Source organism: Streptomyces sp. NPDC017448, assembly GCF_044330565.1.
GTDB lineage: Bacteria > Actinomycetota > Actinomycetes > Streptomycetales > Streptomycetaceae > Streptomyces.
Genome location: NZ_JBIRLM010000006.1, coordinates 323,952 through 343,054 on the forward strand (window position 1 = coordinate 323,952; position 19,103 = coordinate 343,054).

At 72.7% G+C, this 19,103-nt stretch carries 16 protein-coding genes; 2 read left to right on the forward strand and 14 right to left on the reverse strand.

The features are described from left to right. Positions 1-140: 140 nt before the first annotated feature. The 9 genes from ACH4K1_RS13710 to ACH4K1_RS13750 form a co-directional block, all read right to left on the reverse strand. A complete protein-coding gene (locus tag ACH4K1_RS13710) occupies positions 141-965 on the reverse strand; it encodes an HAD family hydrolase (protein WP_398089226.1) in 825 nt (274 codons plus the stop codon). After that, on the reverse strand, positions 962-2,239 hold the full coding sequence (serS, locus tag ACH4K1_RS13715; RefSeq protein ID WP_398089228.1) for a serine--tRNA ligase: 1,278 nt from the start codon (positions 2,237-2,239) through the stop codon (positions 962-964). Before serS ends, ACH4K1_RS13710 begins: the two co-directional genes overlap by 4 nt. A 684-nt stretch (positions 2,240-2,923) precedes the next feature. Then, complete coding sequence (gene pheA, locus ACH4K1_RS13720; protein ID WP_398089230.1) at positions 2,924-3,859, reverse strand: prephenate dehydratase; 936 nt, start codon at positions 3,857-3,859, stop codon at positions 2,924-2,926. 195 nt (positions 3,860-4,054) lie between these two features. Further along, entirely contained in the window at positions 4,055-5,296 is a 1,242-nt protein-coding gene (efeB, locus tag ACH4K1_RS13725; protein ID WP_398089292.1) for an iron uptake transporter deferrochelatase/peroxidase subunit, read from the reverse strand. A gap of 222 nt (positions 5,297-5,518) precedes the next feature. Continuing rightward, positions 5,519-7,468 (reverse strand): copper resistance CopC/CopD family protein, encoded by a 1,950-nt coding sequence (locus tag ACH4K1_RS13730; protein ID WP_398089232.1) that lies wholly within the window; start codon positions 7,466-7,468, stop codon positions 5,519-5,521. 12 nt (positions 7,469-7,480) lie between these two features. Beyond that, entirely contained in the window at positions 7,481-7,927 is a 447-nt protein-coding gene (locus tag ACH4K1_RS13735; protein WP_398089234.1) for a copper chaperone PCu(A)C, read from the reverse strand. Beyond that, entirely contained in the window at positions 7,924-8,583 is a 660-nt protein-coding gene (locus tag ACH4K1_RS13740) for an SCO family protein (RefSeq protein ID WP_398089236.1), read from the reverse strand. Before ACH4K1_RS13740 ends, ACH4K1_RS13735 begins: the two co-directional genes overlap by 4 nt. A gap of 44 nt (positions 8,584-8,627) precedes the next feature. Then, positions 8,628-9,380, reverse strand: a complete 753-nt coding sequence (locus ACH4K1_RS13745) for a YcnI family protein (protein WP_398089238.1) — start codon at positions 9,378-9,380, stop codon at positions 8,628-8,630. A 148-nt stretch (positions 9,381-9,528) separates the two neighbouring features. Next, positions 9,529-10,392, reverse strand: coding sequence for a hypothetical protein (locus ACH4K1_RS13750; RefSeq protein WP_398089240.1), 864 nt, complete (start codon positions 10,390-10,392; stop codon positions 9,529-9,531). Positions 10,393-10,684: 292 nt separating this feature from the next. On the opposite strand from ACH4K1_RS13750, the gene ACH4K1_RS13755 reads away from it, so the two are divergent. Further along, positions 10,685-11,287: an ATP-binding protein gene (locus ACH4K1_RS13755; RefSeq protein WP_398089242.1), complete on the forward strand. Its 603-nt coding sequence runs from the start codon at positions 10,685-10,687 to the stop codon at positions 11,285-11,287. Between the two features lie 100 nt (positions 11,288-11,387). Here the strand turns inward: ACH4K1_RS13755 and ACH4K1_RS13760 are convergent, their stop codons facing one another. Then, positions 11,388-12,866: an aminopeptidase P family protein gene (locus tag ACH4K1_RS13760; protein WP_398089244.1), complete on the reverse strand. Its 1,479-nt coding sequence runs from the start codon at positions 12,864-12,866 to the stop codon at positions 11,388-11,390. A gap of 116 nt (positions 12,867-12,982) precedes the next feature. Next, positions 12,983-14,353 (reverse strand): PP2C family protein-serine/threonine phosphatase, encoded by a 1,371-nt coding sequence (locus ACH4K1_RS13765; RefSeq protein WP_398089246.1) that lies wholly within the window; start codon positions 14,351-14,353, stop codon positions 12,983-12,985. A gap of 792 nt (positions 14,354-15,145) precedes the next feature. Here ACH4K1_RS13765 and ACH4K1_RS13770 point away from each other — a divergent pair. Further along, on the forward strand, positions 15,146-15,883 hold the full coding sequence (locus ACH4K1_RS13770; protein WP_398089247.1) for a bifunctional DNA primase/polymerase: 738 nt from the start codon (positions 15,146-15,148) through the stop codon (positions 15,881-15,883). A gap of 297 nt (positions 15,884-16,180) precedes the next feature. On the opposite strand, the gene ACH4K1_RS13775 is transcribed toward ACH4K1_RS13770, so the two are convergent. The 3 genes from ACH4K1_RS13775 to ACH4K1_RS13785 form a co-directional block, all read right to left on the reverse strand. Then, positions 16,181-17,146, reverse strand: a complete 966-nt coding sequence (locus ACH4K1_RS13775; protein WP_398089248.1) for a DUF5926 family protein — start codon at positions 17,144-17,146, stop codon at positions 16,181-16,183. Positions 17,147-17,396: 250 nt separating this feature from the next. Further along, a complete protein-coding gene (locus ACH4K1_RS13780) occupies positions 17,397-18,083 on the reverse strand; it encodes an ATP-binding protein (protein WP_398089249.1) in 687 nt (228 codons plus the stop codon). An 86-nt stretch (positions 18,084-18,169) separates the two neighbouring features. Next, the gene (locus ACH4K1_RS13785) at positions 18,170-19,015 is read right to left on the reverse strand and encodes a glycerophosphodiester phosphodiesterase (protein WP_398089251.1); all 846 of its coding nucleotides are present in this window, start codon (positions 19,013-19,015) and stop codon (positions 18,170-18,172) included. Between the last annotated feature and the right edge of the window lie 88 nt (positions 19,016-19,103).

The following is a 19,103-nucleotide window of genomic DNA, read 5'->3' on the forward strand; positions in this document are numbered from 1 at the left end:
GGGGGGGGGCGGTGCGGGCCGGTCTTTGTCGGGCGCGGCGCCGCGCCCGGGGGGGGGGGGGCCCCCCGGCCGGGGTTTGGTGCGGGGGGCCCGGCCCGGGGGGGGGGGGGGCCGGGCCCGCCGTCGTGCTGGGCGGAGGGCTACCCCGCGGACCGCACGGACGCCGAGCGGAGCAGTTCCTCCAGCACCACCGCGATGCCGTCGTCCTCGTTGGACGCGGTGATCTCGTGGGCGACGGCCTTCAGCTCGTCGTGGGCGTTGGCCATGGCCACGCCGTGGCGGGCCCAGCCGAACATCGGGATGTCGTTGGGCATGTCACCGAAGGCGATCGTGTCGGCCGCCTTCACCCCGAGCCGGCGGGCGGCCAGCGAGAGGCCGGTCGCCTTGCTGAGGCCCAGCGGCAGGATCTCGACCACGCCGGGCCCGGCCATGACCACGTCGACCAGGCTGCCCACGGCCGCCCTCGCGGCGGAGGCCAGCGCGTCGTCGTCCAGCTCCGCGTGCTGGAGGTACACCTTGTTGAGCGGGGCGGTCCACATCTCCGCGGCGTCCTCCACGAAGACGTACGGCAGCGGTCCCTCCTGCACCCGGTAGCCGGGGCCCACGAGCACCTCGCCGTCCAGGCCGTCGCGGCCGGCCGCCAGGTGCAGCGGGCCGACCTCCGCCTCGATCTTGGACAGCGCGAGGCCGGCGAGCTGGCGGTCCAGGGTCAGCGAGGTCAGCAGCTTGTGCTCGCCCGCGTGGTAGACCTGCGCGCCCTGACCGCAGACGGCGAGCCCCTCGTACCCGAGGTCGTCCAGGATGTGCCGGGTCCAGGGGACCGACCGTCCGGTGACGACGATGTGCGCGGCGCCGGCCGCCGTGGCGGCGGCCAGGGCCTCGCGGGTGCGCCCGGAGACCGTTTCGTCCCCGCGCAGCAGCGTGCCGTCGAGGTCGGTCGCGACGAGCTTGTAGGGGAAGGTCACGTGGCGACCGGTTCCAGGACCTCGCGCCCGCCCAGGTAGGGGCGGAGCATCTCGGGCACACGGACCGAACCGTCGGGGAGCTGGTGGTTCTCCAGGATCGCCACGATCGTGCGCGGTACGGCGCAGAGCGTGCCGTTCAGCGTGGCCAGCGGCTGGACCTTCTTGCCCTCGCGCATCCGGACGGAGAGGCGGCGGGCCTGGAAGCCGTCGCAGTTCGACGCGGAGGTCAGCTCACGGTACTTGCCCTGGGTGGGGATCCACGCCTCGCAGTCGAACTTCCGCGAGGCCGAGGAGCCGAGGTCGCCGGTGGCGACGTCGATCACCTGGAAGGGCAGTTCGAGGCCGGTGAGCCACTGCTTCTCCCACTCCAGGAGCCTGCGGTGCTCGGTCTCGGCGTCCGCGGGGTCGACGTACGAGAACATCTCGACCTTGTCGAACTGGTGGACGCGGAAGATGCCGCGGGTGTCCTTGCCGTACGTGCCGGCCTCGCGGCGGAAGCACGGGGAGAACCCGGCGTACCGCAGGGGCAGCTTGTCGGCGTCGATGATCTCGTCCATGTGGTACGCGGCGAGCGGGACCTCGGAGGTGCCGACCAGGTAGTAGTCGTCCTTCTCCAGGTGGTACACGTTCTCCGCGGCCTGGCCGAGGAAGCCGGTGCCCTCCATGGCGCGCGGGCGGACCAGCGCCGGGGTCAGCATCGGGATGAAGCCGGCCTCGGTGGCCTGCGCGATCGCCGCGTTGACGAGGGCCAGCTCCAGGAGCGCGCCGACGCCGGTGAGGTAGTAGAACCGCGAACCGGAGACCTTCGCTCCGCGTTCCATGTCGATGGCGCCCAGGGCCTCGCCGAGCTCCAGGTGGTCCTTGGGCTCGAAGCCCTCGGCGCCGAAGTCGCGGATGGTGCCGTGCGTCTCCAGGACGACGAAGTCCTCCTCGCCGCCGACCGGCACGTCCTCGTGGACGATGTTGCCGAGCTGGAGCAGCAGCCGCTTGGCCTCCGCGTCGGCCTCGTCCTGGGCGGCGTCGGCCGCCTTGACCTCGGCCTTGAGCTGTTCGGCCTTCTTGAGGAGCTCGGTGCGCTCCTCGGGGGTGGCCTTGGGGATCAGCTTGCCGAGCGACTTCTGCTCGGCGCGGAGTTCGTCGAAGCGGACGCCGGACGACCTGCGCAGCTCGTCGGCGGAGAGCAGGGCGTCGACGAGGTCGACGTCCTCTCCACGGGCGCGCTGGGAGGCGCGAACACGGTCGGGGTCCTCACGGAGCAGGCGAAGGTCAATCACCCCACCAGGCTACCGGTGCGCGGTTCTCGCCCTCGAACCGATATCACCGAGCGTGTCCCTATGGGTGAATTGTCGGAATTGGCATTTATGGGGGAAATAGTGGCTACTCTCGGCGCGGGAGTCCGGCGGCGGCGTCGGCGGAGAGGGGGGTCGGGGGCAGGGGGCAGGGGCGGACGTCAACTCCCCCTAACCGGGCAGAAGGTGCGATCCGCCTTGACGTACCGGCGGGGAGAGGGGCGGGAGTTGGGGGGTGCGGCAGGCGTTGTTGTCCACAGGTGGCTGGCATCCGAATAGTTATCCACAGGCTGTGTGGAAGTTCTGTGGATGTGGGAGGGCCTTGTTCCGGGCCCGGCCGAAGCGTCGCGAAACCCGTGTCAAACCTGGTCTGTACGCTCGTTCGGGTGGAAATTCGTCGCCATGAAGGGGTGATCGGCCCTCTGTGGACGACGTGAAGGGCGTGTGACGCCTTGTTCCGCCTCGTACCCCTGTGGGCTGCTCCAGGGGTGCTGGGGTGATTTGTCGATGATGTCGCAGGGGAGTGTCGACTTGTCCCCAGGGCGAGAGCTCCGCCTGTGGATAACTCTTTCGCGTGCGTGACCATCCGTAGTTCACGCCGCAGGGCCGCTCGGGGAGGCCGCCCGGAAGCGTGGGGCGCGCCTGGGCCCGAGCCCGCTTGCCCCGCCGTCAGATCCGGCCGTCCTGGCAGCGCGCCAGCCAGTCGGATGCCTCCGTGAACGCCGCGTCCGAGGTTCCTACCCGCAGCGGCTGCACCTCGCCGGGGGAGACGCCCGCCCGCGGGTACGAGCCGAGGAACCGCACGTTCGGGCTGATCCGCTTCAGCCCCATCAGGGCCTCCCCGACCCTCCGGTCCGCGATGTGCCCCTCCGCGTCCACGGCGAAGCGGTAGTTGCCGATGCCCTCGCCGGTCGGACGGGACTGGATCAGCATCAGGTTGACGCCGCGCACGGCGAACTCCTGGAGGAGCTCCAGCAGCGCGCCGGGGTGGTCCTCCTTCATGGAGATCACCACGGAGGTCTTGTCCGCGCCGGTCGGTGAGGAGGGCCGGGCGGGGCGGCCCACCAGGACGAAGCGGGTCTGCGCGTTCTCCGCGTCGTGGATCTCCGTCACCAGCGGCTCCAGGCCGTAGGTGGCGGCGGCGAACTCTCCCGCGAACGCGGCGTCGTAGCGCCCCTCCTGGACCAGTCGGGCGCCGTCCGCGTTGGACGCCGCCGACTCCCACACGGCCCCCGGCAGGTGGGCCGCCAGCCAGTTGCGCACCTGCGGCTGGGCGGCCGGGTGGGCGGTGACCGTCTTGATGTCCGACAGGGCGGTGCCGGGCCGCACCAGCAGCGCGAAGGTGATGGAGAGCAGCACCTCGCGGTAGATCATCAGCGGTTCTCCGCCGGCCAGCTCGTCCAGCGTCGCGGTGATGCCGCCCTCGACGGAGTTCTCGATCGGCACGAGCGCCGCCGCCGCCTCGCCGCTGCGCACGGCGTCCAGGGCGGCCGGCACGGACACCATCGGGACGAGTTCCCGGGTGGCGGCCTCCGGGAGCATACGGAGGGCGACTTCGGTGAAAGTGCCTTCGGGGCCGAGGTAGGCGTAGCGCGTGGCTGACATGCGTTCAGCCTAATGTGCCCTCCGGGGTCCGCCACGCTGTCCCGGAAGGCGGGCGTGAGGACGCGCCGGGACCGGAAGCGCCTACTCCGCTCGGCGGCAGGGGCGTAGGCGGGCCGACGACGCGCGCGGGGGCGCACGCTCCTCCGGGGTGCCCCCGCCGTCCGGCCCGGCCGGGGCCCCCATCGGCCGCCTCCGCTACGACTCCAGCAGCCGCTGCCCCACGTACTCGCCCTCGGCCGCCCCGCCCGGCACCGCGAACACGCCGCTCGCCTCGTGCCGGAGGAAGGGGGACAGCGCGTCGCCCCGGTCGAGCTTGCGCTGCACCGGCACGAAGCCCCGGAACGGGTCCGCCTGCCAGCAGATGAAGAGGAGACCGGCGTCCGGGGAGCCGTCCTCCGCGATGCCGTCGTGGTACGAGAACGGGCGGCGCAGCATGGCGGCCCCGCCGTTCTCCCCCGGCGAGGAGATCCGGGCGTGCGCGTTGCCGGGGATCACCGGTCTGCCGTCAGGGCCCGCCTTGTCGAGGTCCATCTCCGTGGTCTCGGACCCCCCGCTCAGAGGCGCCCCGTCCGCCTTGCGCCGCCCGATGACCCGCTCCTGGCGCTCCACCGGAAGCTTCTCCCAGTCGTCCAGGAGCATCCTGATCCGGCGGAAGACGGCGTACGACCCCCCCTCCATCCACTCCTGCGGCTTGCCGGGGGAGGCGGGGACGAAGACGCGGCGGTCGAAGTCCTCGTCGGTCGGCTTGGGGTTGCCGGTGCCGTCGATCTGGCCCATCAGATTGCGGGCGGTCATCGGCCGGGCGGTGGCGCCGGGGGAGCGGTTGAAACCGTTCATCTGCCACCGCACCCGCGCCGTGCCCGCGGCCTCCTTCTGGAGCGCCCGCAGCGCGTGGAAGGCGACCAGGGCGTCGTCCGCGCCGATCTGCACCCACAGGTCGCCGTCCGAACGCTTGGCGTCGAGGGCGTCGGCGGAGAACGCCGGCAGCGGGTCGAGCGCGGCGGGCAGGCGGTCGCCCAGGCCGGTGCGCGCGAAGAACGTACGGCCGAAGCCGAAGGTGACGGTCAGGGACGACGGGCCTGCGTCCAACGCGACCCCGGTGTCGTGGCCGGGACCGTCCGGCGCACCCGCCGCGGGGCGGCCCGCCATCAGCTCCTTCGCCACCGCGGACCAGCGGCGCAGCAGCGCCGCCGCCTCCTTGCGTCCCGCCCCCGCCACCAGGTCGAAGGCGACGAGGTGGCCCCGGGCCTGAAGCGGAGTGGTGATGCCCGGTTGATGTTTCCCGTGAAACATCGCCTCGGTCGCCCCGACCGTCGTCAGCGCGGCCGGCCCCTCCGGCCGGGTGGCGGCGTACCCGAGGGCCCCGCCCCCGGCCCCCAGGACCAGCCCCGTGGCGCCCGCCGCGCCCGCTGTGCCCAGCAACCGCCGCCGGGACAGGGCGGCGCCGCCGCCCGTACCGCTGCCGCCCGTGCCGCCGTCGTTGGGGGGGCCGGTGCGGCCTTCGCCGCCCCCGGTGCTCTCCGCGACGACCGCCGTGGCGGCTCCGGAGGCCCTGTCCGGAGTCTGCTTCCTGGTCTTGCCCACCGTGCTCAGCCGATCTTCGTCTTGGTCGTGCCCACCGTGCTCAGCCGATCCTCGTCCTGTCGGCGCCCCGAGGGGTCAGCCGATCTTCACGTTCTCATCGACGGTGACCTGGTCGATGTCCGAGGTCCGTACCGTCACGTCGATCTTCCACTCCCCGGCCATCGGGATCCGCACCCCGCTCGCCGACCAGTGCCCCTCGGCCAGCCGGTCCGGGACGACCGGCAGCGGGCCGATGTCCTTCGCCTCCAGGGTCAGGGCCAGCTTCAGCTCGGGGACGTCCATCGGCTTGCCGCCGCTGCCGTCGATCCACACGTGCAGATCGTTGGAGCCGGTGCGGCCGGGGTCGAGGTCGATGCGGAGGGTGCCCTTGCCGTTCCGGCCGCCGGTGTCGAACGGCATGCTCAGGTTGACCGGGCCCCCGGCCGCCGGAGCGGACGCCCCGGGGGAGCCGGCGGCGGCCTCCTCCTCCGTACGGCCCGGTTCGGTGGAGGTCAGCAGAGTGGTGACGGCCAGCAGGACGACGGCTACGGCGGCCTCGGCCAGGACCGAGCGGCGCAGACCGGAACGCTCGGGGTCGGCGTCCCGTATCCGCTTCTCCTTCGTCGCGGTCAGGGCGGCCCGCTGACGGGCCAGCTGCGCGGCACGTTCGGGATCGGCCTCTAGGACCTCCTCCGGTCCCGCCCCCGGCTCCCCGGCTTCCTCCGTCCCCGGCTCCCCCGCCTCCTCCGCGTCCCGCGACGGGGAGGCGGCCTCCGCCGGGTCCGTCAGCCGCCCCGTCCAACGCCGGGAGAACCAGGCGACCGTGAGCAGCACGCCGATCAGCGCCACTTTGAGGATCAGCAGCTGCCCGTACCGGGTCCCGGTCAGCGCCGACCAGGAGCCGACCTGTCGCCAGGACTGGTAGATCCCGGTCGCCGCCAGCACCACGACGCTGCCGAACGCGACGGCGGAGAAGCGCCGTACCGCGGCGCTCCCGATGTCCGGAGTCCGGTACAGCGCCACCAGGAGCGAGACGAGCCCGCCCAGCCAGGCGGCGACGGCCAGCAGGTGCAGGACGTCCACCGGCATGGCGATGCTCGTCTGGATGCCGGTCGAGGCGTGCTCGGACATCGCCCAGGTCGCGGCGATGCCCGCCGCGACCACCCCGCCGCCGACGGCGAGCCCGAAGGTGAGGTCCTTCCTCTCCCCCTCGTCCTCGCGCCGGGCGTACGTGCCGAAGAGGACGGCGATGAACAGCGCGGCGGCCCCGAGCAGCAGCAGCCGGGAGACGAGCGCCGCGCCGGGCTTGGTCTCCAGTACGGCCTGGAGCCCGGCGAGGTCGAAGGCGTCGGCGAACTTCCCGCTGCCGGTGTACGGGCTGCGCAGCAGCAGCATGGCCAGGGTCGCGGCGGTCAGCGTGAGCCAGCCGCGGACCACGAGCCGCTGCATCGGCAGGGCGGACGCGCCGCCCCGCCAGCAGACCAGGACGAACGCGCTGCCGCCGACGAGCAGGACGAACCCGCCGTACGCCGCGTAGCGCGCGATGGAGTAGACGACGCCGACCGGGCCGCCGCCCGCCTCCTGCGAGGACAGGGCGACCGTGGTCTCGGACGGGGCGCCGATGGAGAACGTGAACGCGCCGGAGATCGGGTGGCTGTCGGCGGAGATCGCCTGCCAGGCCACGGTGTAGGTGCCGTCCGGCAGCCCGGAGTGCAGGGCGACGCCGTAGCGGACGGTGGAACCCTCGGACAGGTCCTTCGGACCCGCCTCGGTGTCGGCGCGCTTGCCGCGGGGGTCGAGGACCCGGATGGAGTCGTCGCCCACGGCGATCGCCTCGGAGAAGCTGAGGGTGACCTCCTGGGGCGCGGTGTCGACCACCGCCCCGTCCTGCGGATCGCTCCCGGTGAGGGCGGCGTGCGCGGACGCCGGGCCCGCACCGGCCAGCAGCAGCCCGAAGACCAGTCCGGCCAGTGCGGCGAGGAACGCGGCGGCGGCGACGGCCCGGCGTATCGGGGGCGGTCCGGCGTACGGGGCGGTGGCAGGCATCGGTTCAGTCCCTCACTGCTTCTTCGGGTTGTGGGTGGTTTCCTTCACCGGCAGGTCGACCGTGATGGGGCCGGCCTTCTCGAAGTGCAGCTCGACGGAGACCTTCTCGCCCTGCTTGGGCTTCTGCTTGAGCTTCATGAACATGATGTGGTTGCCACCGCGTTCGAGGTCGAGCTCGCCGCCCGCCGGCACCTCGAACGAGGAGACCTTCCGCATCTTCCGGTCCTTCGTCTCGTGGATCGTGACGTCGTCGGAGAGCGGACTGGTCACCGAGGTGAGCCGGTCCCCCGCGTCGCCCTGGTTCCGGACGACGAGGAAGCCGGCGGCCATGTCGCTGACGGGCTGCGGCAGATAGGCGCCGACGATCTTCAGATCCGGTTGGCCCGACGACGAGCACCCGGCCAGGGTCAGCCCCGTGGTGAGGGCGAGGACGCCGGCGAGCGCCGTACGGCGGTTCACGGCTTCTCCCCCTTGATCAGCTTGGGGAGGTCCTTCGTGTACTCCTCGGCGCTGGTGTCCTCGCCGTACAGCACGTACCCCTCGTCGGTCTTCGGGGAGAAGGCGATGACCTGGGCGCCGTGCATCGAGACGACGGTGCCGTCCTTCTCCTTCTTCGGCGCGTCGATGCCGATGCCGATCTGCCGCGCCCCGGCCTGGATGGTCGGGAAGTCGCCGGTGAGACCGGTGAAGGAGGGGTCCTGGGCGGAGAGCCACTTGCCGAGCGAGGCGGGGGTGTCGCGCTCGGGGTCGGTGGTGACGAAGACGACCTGGAGCTTCTCCTGGTCGGCCTTGGGCAGCTCCCGCTTGGCGAGGGAGATGTTGCTCATGGTCAGCGGGCAGACGTCGGGGCAGTTGGTGTAGCCGAAGTAGATGAGCGTCGGCTTGCCCTTGGTCGCTTCGCGGAGGTCGTACTCCTTGCCGTGGGTGTCGGTGAGGACGAGGTTCGGCTTGGTGAACGGCTGGTCGAGAACGGTCGCGGCCTTGTTCTTCGGCGCGGCGCTGATGTCGGCGATGGACGAGGAGTCCGCCGTGTCGTCGCCGGTGCCGCAGGAGGAGAGGGCCAGTGCGGCCGCGGCGGCGAACGCCACGGCCGTCACTGCTTTTGTCTTGCGCATGAAAGAGGTGTCCTGAACGTGGTGCGGGTGAGGGAACCGGCCGGTCAGGCCGAGCGGCGACGTCCCGCGAGGACGCCGAACGCGACGCCCGCGATGCCGATGACGATGCCGATGATGCCCAGGGTGCGGGCGGTGGTGTCGCTGGAGGAGGAGGACGCGGCGGTGCTGTTCTCCTTGGCCGGCGCGTCGGAGCCGGCGGCCTGGTGGTCGTCGCCCTTCGCGGCGCCGGCGTCGGCGGCCGCGCCGCCGTGGCCGTCCTCGGACGCGGCGGTCAGCTTCAGGACCGGGGCCGGGCTGTCGGGCTCCTCGCCGCCCGCCTTGGGCTCCTCGATCCAGCGGACGACTTCCTTGTTGTCGTACGTCTGGATCGCCTTGAAGACGAGCTGGTCGGCGTCCTCGGGCAGCGCGCCCACCGAGACCGGGAACTGCTGGAAGTAGCCGGGGGCGATCTCACCGTCGTCCGCGGTCCAGGTCACCTTGGAGACGGCCTCGGTGATCTTCTTGCCGTGGACTTCCAGCGGCTTGTCGAGCTTGCTCCTGTCGATCGTGATCTTCCAGCCGGGCACGGCCTGCGGGGTGACGGAGGAGAGCGGGTGGTCGGCCGGGAAGTTCACTTCGAGCTTCACGGTCGAGGCCTGGTCGCGCTCGTTGGGGACCTTGAAGTTGAGGGTGGCGTAACCGCCCTTGGCGGCCTCGCCCACCGGCTGGACGCTCACGTGGGCGGCGGCCGGACCGGCGATCAGCAGGACGGTGGACGCGGCGACGCCGCCGGCGAGGGCGATGCGGGAAAGCTTCATGGCAGGAATCTCCACAGGAAACGGAAGACGGTGGTCCGGCGCGCGGATGCGCGGCGGCATCACGACACCTCGTGGTGCGGTTCCGCACAGGGGGCGCGTGCGCGCAGGGGCGCACGGACGGCCCGCGGGGTCCGGTGGAGGCGTCGCGTCAGGCTGCGAGGGCGTACGGGGCCGGCGGCCCGCGCCTGATCACCAAGTGCTGCAGAGGATCCCCGGGCGTCGGCAGGGGGACGTCGTCGCAGGGGCGTGGCATGCGCGGCCCGGCCATGAGCAGCTTCCGCTCCCCGGCCCGCAGCGCGCGGACGAGGGCGAGCGCGGCCCGCAGGGAGCGCAGCCGGGCCCCGGCCGCCACTGCCTGGGCGCCGTGGGCGGAGAGCCGGGCCAGTCCGAAGAGGGCGATCTCGCCGCGCCGCAGCAGCCAGCCGGTGGCGAGTGCGACGAGGACGTGGGCCAGGAGCATCGGCAGGCTCGGCAGCATCGAGGTGACCGCGGCGCAGACCTGCGCGAACCCCGAGGCGCCGTCCGGCCCCGCCGCCGCGGCGGCCCGCGCCGCTCCGGCGCCGCCCGCCGCGATGTGGTCGTGGGCCCCCGGGAGCGTCGAGGGGTCGATGCCCGCGGAGGAGACGATGCGGTGGGCGTCGGCCGCGTTCAGGCCGGCGGGCCCTTCGCCGCACACGAGCCCGGCGGCGAACCGGATGAGCGGGCCGTCGCCGCCCGTGCTCGCGGGGGCGGCCGGGGCGCCGCTGTGGGTGCCGTACGCGAAGAGCCCGTGCAGGAGGAGCTGGCCGCCGGCCAGCGCGCCCACGATCGACGGAAGGGACCGCTCCCGTCCGGCGAGGACCGCGGCGGCCCCGAAGACGCCGAGGAACGCGGCGAGCAGGGTCCACCCGGGCACCGCCGTCCGCGCCGCGAACGCGTGCCCGGCGGCGGACAGCACGACGCAGACCGCGGTGAACACCGCGGCCCTCATGAGCCGCAGACCGGCTCCGGCGTGTGCGAGAGGCGTGGACATGGCGGAGCCATCATCGCACTGCGCCCCCCTCGGCGGCACGGCAGGTCCGGAAGATCAGCTTCCGTCCCCAACCGGGCTTGTTTCGCCCGTTCGCGGGGGATGTACGGACCGGGGGCGCGTTCTCGAGCACCGGAACGCGCCCCCGGTGACCTGCGGCCGGGCCGGTTCATACACCGGGCGGCCGCATATCCGCATCCGCCGAACGAGGGCTCCGCCGTCCGATCCGTGCTTACGAAGTGCCGAGTGCGGCAATACGTATCGATACGTCGAGCCGCAGCCAGGAGGCTGGAAGATGAGCATCTGGTGGTCTCTCCATTTGCGGCGCGAAGCTGCGAGCGTTCCGCTCGCCCGTCGTTTTCTGCTCGGCACCATGGAAACCGCGGGGGTGGATCCGGACATCTCCTTCGACCTGTCGCTCGCGCTCAGCGAGGCCTGTGCGAACGCCGTCGAACACGGTGGCTCCCGCACGGTTCCCGGTGAGCCGGGGGGCTCCGGGTACGCACGCCCCGCCGCGGACTCCGGGCAGTACCGGGTCACGGCCTATCTGGACGGCGAGAAGTGCCGTATCGAGGTCAGCGACTCCGGGCCGGGCTTCCCCGCCCGGCGCGCGCTTCGCCCAGCCGCGCATCGCGAACAGCACGAGCACCACGGACAGCACGAGCACCACGAGCGTCCTGATGATCCGCAGGACGCGGGGGGTGCGGCGCACTGCGACCAGCAGCCGCCGCGGCCCGCGCCCTCCTCCCGGGACGCGGAGGCCGAGAGCGGTCGGGGCCTCAACCTGATCGAACAGCTCTCGGACCACGTCCAGTTCGGCAACCGGCCGGGCCGGGGCGCGGTGGTCAGCTTCGACAAGATCCTGAAATGGCGCAAGGGCGCGCTGCTCACGGCGTAGTGAGCGGCGCGCCCCGGCGCGTGTCCTGCAAGAGGGAGCGGCCCTCGCCTGTCGTGCCCGGCACGGGAGGGACCGACCCTCCCGTGCCGTACGGGGGCGCTCAGCCCTTCAGGCGCGCCATCCAGGCCTCGACCTCGTCGGCCTGGCGGGGCAGCGCGGCGGAGAGGTTCCGGTTGCCGTCCTCGGTGACGAGGATGTCGTCCTCGATCCGGACGCCGATGCCCCGGTACTGCTCCGGCACGGTCAGGTCGTCGGCCTGGAAGTAGAGGCCGGGCTCGACCGTGAGGCAGACGCCCGGCTCCAGCGTGCCGTTGACGTACGTCTCGGTGCGCGCGGCCGCGCAGTCGTGGACGTCCATGCCGAGCATGTGGCCGGTGCCGTGGAGGGTCCAGCGACGCTGGAGGCCCAGCTCCAGCACCTTCTCCACGGACAGGTCGCCGAGCAGGCCCCACTCGACGAGCTTCTCGGCGAGCACGCGCTGCGCCGCGTCGTGGAAGTCGCGGTAGTCGGCGCCCGGCTTCACGGCGACGATGCCCGCCTCCTGGGCCTCGTACACCGCGTCGTAGATCTTGCGCTGGAGCGGCGAGAACGTGCCGTTGATCGGCAGGGTGCGCGTCACGTCGGCGGTGTAGAGCTCGTTGGTCTCGACCCCGGCGTCCAGGAGCAGCAGCTCGCCCGCGCGGACGGCGCCGTCGTTGCGGACCCAGTGCAGGGTGGTGGCGTGCGGACCGGCGGCGCAGATCGAGCCGTAGCCGATGTCGTTGCCCTCGATGCGGGCACGGAGGAAGAAGGTGCCCTCGATGAAGCGCTCGCTGGTCGCCTCCGCCTTGTCCAGGCTCTTGACGACGTCCTCGAAGCCGCGCGCGGTGGCGTCGCAGGCCTTCTGCAGCTCGGCGATCTCGAAGGCGTCCTTGACCAGGCGGGCCTCGGAGAGGTGGACGCGCAGCTCCTCGTCGCGCTCCGCGGTGACCTTGTCGGTCAGGGCGGCCTCGATGGCGGCGTCGTGGCCGCGCACGGCGCGGACCGGGCCGGTGGCCTCGGCGAGCGCGGCGGGCAGCTCGCGGACGTCCTTGGCGGGGATGCCCAGCAGCTGCTCGGCCTCGGCGAGGGAGTTGCGGCGGCCGACCCACAGCTCGCCCTGGCCGTCGAGCCAGAACTCGCCGTTCTCGCGGTTGGAGCGGGGCAGCAGGTAGACGGTGGCCTCGTGGCCGCGCTCGCCCGTCGGCTCCAGGACGAGCACGCCGTCCTGGGTCTGGTCGCCGGTGAGGTACGCGTACTCGGTGGAGGCGCGGAAGGCGTACTCGGTGTCGTTGGAGCGGGTCTTCAGGTTGCCCGCGGGGATGACCAGGCGCTCGCCGGGGAAGCGGGCGGAGAGCGCGGCGCGCCGGGCGGCGGTGTGCTCGGCCTGGGCGATCGGCTGGAGGTCGTGCAGCTCCGTGTCGGCCCAGCCCGACTTCATGTTCTCGGCGAGCTCGTCGGAGACGGCCGGGTACAGGCCGTTCTTCCGCTGCTTGACCTTCTCCGCCTCGTTTCCTTCGGTCTCCTGCTCCGGGTTCTCCGGGATGAGCTCCTCAGACACGATTTGTCTCTCCTTGATACGACGCTGGACCGTCACCCATCGTACGGGCGTACGGAAGGGGGCCCAGGGCCGAAGGGCCTCTTACCGGGAAGGGCGTCGCCGGGGCGGTCGGCGGGTCACTCGAAGTGGGCGGCGAGGATCACGACGTCCTCGGCCGAGTCGCTCCGGTCGAGGCCGTCGGGGAGCATGGTGCGCAGGACGTGGTCGGCGACGGCCGCCGGATCGCGCCGCTCGGCCTTCGGCACGGAGGCGGCGGCGGAGTGCAGCCGGGCGAAGGCGCGGTCCATGGGGTCCCCGGTGCGGCGCAGCAGCCCGTCCGTGCAGAGAAGCACCGTTTCGCCGGGGGCGGGGCTGAACTCCACGCTCGGAGCCTCCCAGCAGGCGAGCATCCCCAGCGGGGCGGAGAGCGCCGTCTCGACGAACTCGCAGCGCCGGTCGCCCAGCACCAGCGGCGGAGTGTGCCCGGCCCCGGCCAGGACCACTTTGCGGGCGGCGGGCTCGCAGTAGGCGAAGAGGGCGGTGGCGGTCCGCGCGGGTTCGGTGAGCCGCAGCAGCAGTTCCAGATCGGAGAGGACGGCGACGGGGTCCTCGCCCTCCATCACGGCGTACGCCCGCAGACTGGCGCGCAGCCGGCCCATGGCGGCCACGGCGCTCGGCCCGGACCCGCCCACGGAGCCGACGGCGAGGCCGAGCGTCCGGTCGGGCAGCGGCAGTGCGTCGTACCAGTCGCCGCCGCCCCGGGGGCCGGTGCGGTGCCGGGCGGCGAGCCGCACGCCGGGAACCCGGGGCAGCCGGCTGGGCAGCAACTCCTCGGTGACGGCGGCGAGGTCGGCGCGAGCGCGCTCCAGTTCGATCAGCCGGGCCAGGTGCTCGGTCGCGTAACGGGCGTAGAGGCCGGCGAGGTGGCGCTGCTTCTGCGCGGGCTCGGCCGGTTCGTCGTAGAGCCAGAGCGCCGCGCCGATCCGGCCGGCCGCCTCGGAGGAGAGCGGAAGGGCGTAGCTCGCGGCGTAGCCGAGCCGGACGGCGACCTCGCGGTGGCGGGGGTCCAGGTCCTTCTCCCCGAGCAGATCGGGGCTGGCGATCCCGTCGGCGGTTCCGGGCAGCCCGTCGAGCGCCCGGCCGAGGGCGGTGGCCGCGCGCGGCACGGTCTCCAGGTGCCCCAGGTCCGCTCGGCCGAGCCCCAGGGCCCGGGTGGCGGCGGGGCCTCCGCCGTTCGCCGGTTCCAGAACGAGAAGCCCGCGGCGGGCGCCGACGAGGGCGGCTCCGGCGTGCAGCACCTCGTTCATGGCGTCGTCGAGCGTGCTCGTCCCGGCCAGCCGCTCGGTGAGTTCGTGCAGCGTCGTGAGGTCCGAGACCCAGCCCGCCAGCCGGTCCTGGATGAACGCCCCGGGCGGGCTCGGGATCTCCGTCAGAGGTGCGGCAGTGTGCGTTGAAACCGGAACTTCTGAATCGATTCCAGCCACTTTCGGCAGGTGTGGGGCGCTCATGGCAGCCAGCTTTCCGACCGGTGTGATTCGTCGAATAGCATCGCAAACCCCCATGTGATTCTGCGCCGCTATCAATGCATCCACATGTACACGCACAAGTAACCCGATGTCCAGTATTGTCCGTTCCGGGAACCGGGCGATTCGCGCCCTCTCAGTGTGGGTTAACTTGGCTGAAAAGTGCACCCTGCGAACGTCATTTGCGATCGACTGGGGCTGCTCAACCGCGGTACCTCCGGGGCGCACATCACCGGAGGAGCGTCATTCCGGGCATGCTGGGTACGTAAACGGTGTCGCCCGGGAGCGGTGGTGTTCGACCAGGAACCCGGCAGCGGGTCCAGGCGTCCTCACCCGTGACGACGAAGCCCCGCTCCGGACGGCGGGGTTCGCACCAGGGACGGCAGGCGGGGCCCGGACCATCCTCGCCCGGCGAGCGCCGGCCCGGCTCGACCCGCACGACGTCGCCGGGGCGGCACGGTTCCGCTCGGCCCGTTCGACCCGGTCCGGTTCGACCCGCTCGGCCCGTTCGACCCCGTCCGGTTCGACCCCGCTCGACTCTGCTCGGTTCGACTCCGAACCCGGTTCGTCCCGGGCAGGGGTTCCGCCCCCGCTTCACCCAGATCGGTTCTATTCGGATCGGTTCCACTCGGCTCGGCGCGGCTCACGCACGGTAGGGCGGCACATCTGTGCCGCGGAACCGATGAGCACGTACGCACAGCGAAGAGGCACGCACGCGGTGTCACCCACGCGCGGTGTCATGTGGACTCGGCGTTCAACGGAAAGGAACGAGCGCTCATGCGCGAGATCCTCGGAAGGCGACGCAGGCTCCGGCTCCGGCGCAAGGAGGGGACCGCCCGGCTGGACGCGGCTCTGACCTGCGCCACCGTATGGCAATGGCCGGTCCTGCCCGGCGTGGGGACGGCTCGGACCGCGCCGTCCGGCGAAGGCGGCGGCCTCGGCTGCGCCTGCCCCGAACCCGACTGCGCCGTACCGGGCGCACACCCCCTCGACCCCGGCCTGCTGGCGGCCACCACGGACGAGCGCATGGTGCGCTGGTGGTGGACCAACCGCCCCGCCGCCCCCCTCCTGCTGGCGACCGGCGGACGCGCGCCCTGCGCGGTGAGCCTGCCGGCCGTGGCCGGAGCCGGAGCGCTGAGCGTCCTCGACGCCCTCGGCATGCGGCTCGGGCCGATCGTGGCGACGCCCACGCGGTGGTCGCTGCTGGTGGCCCCGTACACCCTGGAGCGGCTCGGCGAACTGCTGTACGCGAAGGACTGGGTGCCCAGCTCGCTCCGGTTCCACGGTGAGGGCGGCTACCTCGTCCTGCCGCCGTCCCGGACCGGCACGGGCCAGGTCCGCTGGGAACGGCCCCCCGCGCGGGTCGGCGCCTCCGCCGCCGGCCCGGTGCTCCGGACCCGGACGAAGAACGCGGCGCCCTCCGCCCCCTGGCTGCCGGACGTCGAAGCGGTCCTGGACGCCCTGGTCGAGGCGAGCACGGGTGCTCCGGGAGGGGGAAGCCGGCTGGCGTACTGACGGGGCCGCCCGGCCGGAGGCCGGCGGACCGCCAGAAACGCTTCGGCCGAAGGTTTCTGAGGGGGCGTCCGGAGGGGCGCGGTCCGCACACCCGGAGAGGGCACGGGAGGGGGGTCGCAGCCGGAAAAGAGGACGCCCGATCGCTGGCGACGGGGGATGCACCAGCGACCGGGCTTTTAGAACCGTAACAAGAGATCTGCTGTTCGCAAATTCGATCTCGCCTGTAGGGACGCCGATTTACTTACAGGTACGGCGAGTTGTGACGCGGGTCACCGTCCGGGGCGTCCGGGGCCACGGTCAGCTGAGGGTCACCTGGCGGTTGGTGAGGCCGCCCCGGGCCCGGCGCTCCTCGGCGGTGAGCGGCGCGTCGGACGCGAGGGCGTTCTTCAGCCGCTCGGCGAACTCGACGGCGGGCTTCTCGCACGCCTCGGCTCCCATCGAGCTCGGCAGGTCCCAGACGGGGACCACGAGCCCGTGCGCCCGGAACGACCCGACCAGGCGGGTGTCGTCGCCGAGCGAGGAGGCGCCCGCGGCGTGCAGCCGGGCGAGCGCGTCGAGGAGTTGCTCCTCGGGGTGCGGCATGACCCAGCGCAGGTGGTTCTTCTCCGGGGTCTCGCACCAGTACGCGGCGTCGACGCCGGAGAGCCGCGTCGTCGGGATCGCGGCGGCGTTGGCGCGCTCCAGCGAGGCCGCCACCTCCGGCGCGGCGTTCTCCGCGTCCGGCACCCAGAACTCGAACCCGGTGTGCACGACCGGCTCGAAGGCGGCGTCCGGGGTGAGGAGGTCCTGGAGGCGCGGACCGTCGGCCGGCACACGGCGGGCGGCGACCGGGGAGCCGGGCTCTGCCTCCAGCGCACGCTGCAGGGTGTCCGCGAGGTCGCGGCTGAGGTCGCCGGAGGAGGTGTCGTTCTGCAGGGCGAGCAGGACGGAGCCGTCGTCACGCCGCAGCGCGGGCCAGGCCATCGGCAGGACCGTCGCCAGCGTCACCGACGGAACCCCTTCGGGCAGCCCGCCCTCCAGGGTGAGCCCGACCGTGGCGGCGGGCACCAACTCGCGCAGCGCGACCCAGTCGCACTCGCCCGCCAGCCCCTCGAACGGACGGTGGACCAGCTCGGTCACGGCCTGGGCGGCGGCGCGGCCGTGACACGCCTTGTAACGGCGGCCCGATCCGCACGGACAGGGCTCGCGGGCCCCGACGACCGGGATCTCACCGTCCTTGAGCTGCGGCTTCCCGGCCTTGGACTGAGGGCGCTTCTTGGCCATGGTGGGCGTTCTCCCGATTGCGACAGTGCGGACTCGGCGCGAGCCTAGCCGCCCGCTGAGCCCCGCCCGCCCCGTACGCCTTCGGGCCGTCCCCCCGGGGCCGGTCCGCGCGTCCGCCCGCGGGGACTCGGTGCGCCCCTCTCCCGCACGTCCGCGAGACCCGGAGCCGCGGGGCCGGCGGGGCGCCGACCGCGTCCCCCTCTCTTCTCCCGCGCGTCCGCGAGGTCCGGCCCGAACTGTCCGCGCGGGCTCAGCTCGCGTCGTCGAAGGCGTCGGAGAAGTCCAGGCCCTCGAAACCGGTGAGCCCGCCGATGGTGTGGGCGCCGCCCCCGTTCGTACCGGCGCCGTTCGCGCGGAGGCCCTGCGCGCCGGGGGCGGCGTCGGAGCCGTCGTCCCCGTCCCCGGGCGGTTTCTCCGCGGCGACCAGGGCCCAGACGGTGACCTCGCCGGGCGCGTCGTCCCGTACGCCCCACTCCTGGGCCAGGGCGCTGATGATGTTGAGCCCTCGGCCGCCGCGCGCGGTGACCGAAGGGGTGGCCGGAACCGGACGGGTCGGGCCCCCGCCGTCCGTGACCTCCACGGTGAGGGCGCCGGCGGGATCCACTCGCCACGCGGCGCGGATGTCCCCGTCGCCGACGTCGGTGTGCCGTCCCAGGGGCCTGCCGTGCCGACAGGCGTTGCTGAGAAGTTCGGAAAGGATCAGAACAGCGTCGTCGACGACCGCGTCCGACACCCCGTTGCCGCGCAACTGCTCGCGCATCCGGTGCCGTGCCTGCCCCACGCCGGCAGGGCCATGAGGAATGGCCATGCTCGACGACGCGGGCACCTCGTGTGCCACCACCAACGCCACCCCCGAGACCTCCTTTGCCCCATGCCACGGGTTGGATGCCCCACCGAGCGGGGCCGGAAACCGGCCAACCCGTTGCCGGTGACGCACTCGTGACGAATGACCGCACAGTGAATGCGCCGGGGCACAACCCGTAACGTCCGAGGTCGGGAGCGTGAGGGGCGTTTCCGGCACTGTTATTCGTACGGAATGCGACCCAGTTGGGACAGAACCTGCTTGGGGCGGTTGGTGATGATCGCCTCGACGCCGAGGTCGGCACAGAGGTCGACGTCGGCCGGTTCGTTCACGGTCCACACGTGCACCCGGTGGCCCGCGCGGTGCAGCCGTTCGATGTATCCGGGGTGGCTGCGCACGATCCGCATGCCGGGCCCCGCGATCCGGGAGCCGGCGGGCAGCCGCCCGTCGCGCATGCGGGGCGAGACGAACTGCATCAGGTAGACCGTGGGCAGCGCGGGCGCGGCCGCCTGGACGCGGTGGAGGGAGCGGGCGGAGAAGCTCATGACGCGGATGGGCGAGGGCTCGTCGGCGGGAGGGGCGTCCAGTCCGAACCGCTTCAGCAGCCGCAGGAGCCGTTCCTCGACCTGCCCGGCCCAGCGGGTGGGGTGCTTCGTCTCGATGGCCAGGTGGAGCCGCCGCCCGGTCGCCCGTACCTCGGTGAACAGCTCCAGGAGCCGTTCCAGGGTGAGTACGGAGGTGAGTTCGCCCGGCACCGGATCCCAGTCGGGCGACTCCTCGCGGTCCTTCCAGGAGCCGAAGTCGAGGGCGGCGAGGTCGGCGAGCTCCAAGGCCGACACGGCGCCGCGTCCGTTGGACGTACGGTTCACCCGCCGGTCGTGGACGCAGACGAGATGGCCGTCGGCGGTGAGCCGGACATCGCATTCCAGAGCGTCGGCACCGTCCTCGATCGCTTTGCGGTAGGCGGCCAGGGTGTGCTCGGGGGCGTCCTCGGAGGCCCCGCGGTGGGCGATGACCTGGATGGAGGTGCGCGCGCTGCGCTGCCGTGCGTGGGTCACCCGGGTCATGGTGTCACCGCCGGGGGAACGGTTGAGCACATGTCACCCTGGGGGTCTGTTTTGTCTGATGTAAAGATTGGTGTGCGGATGCACAGGT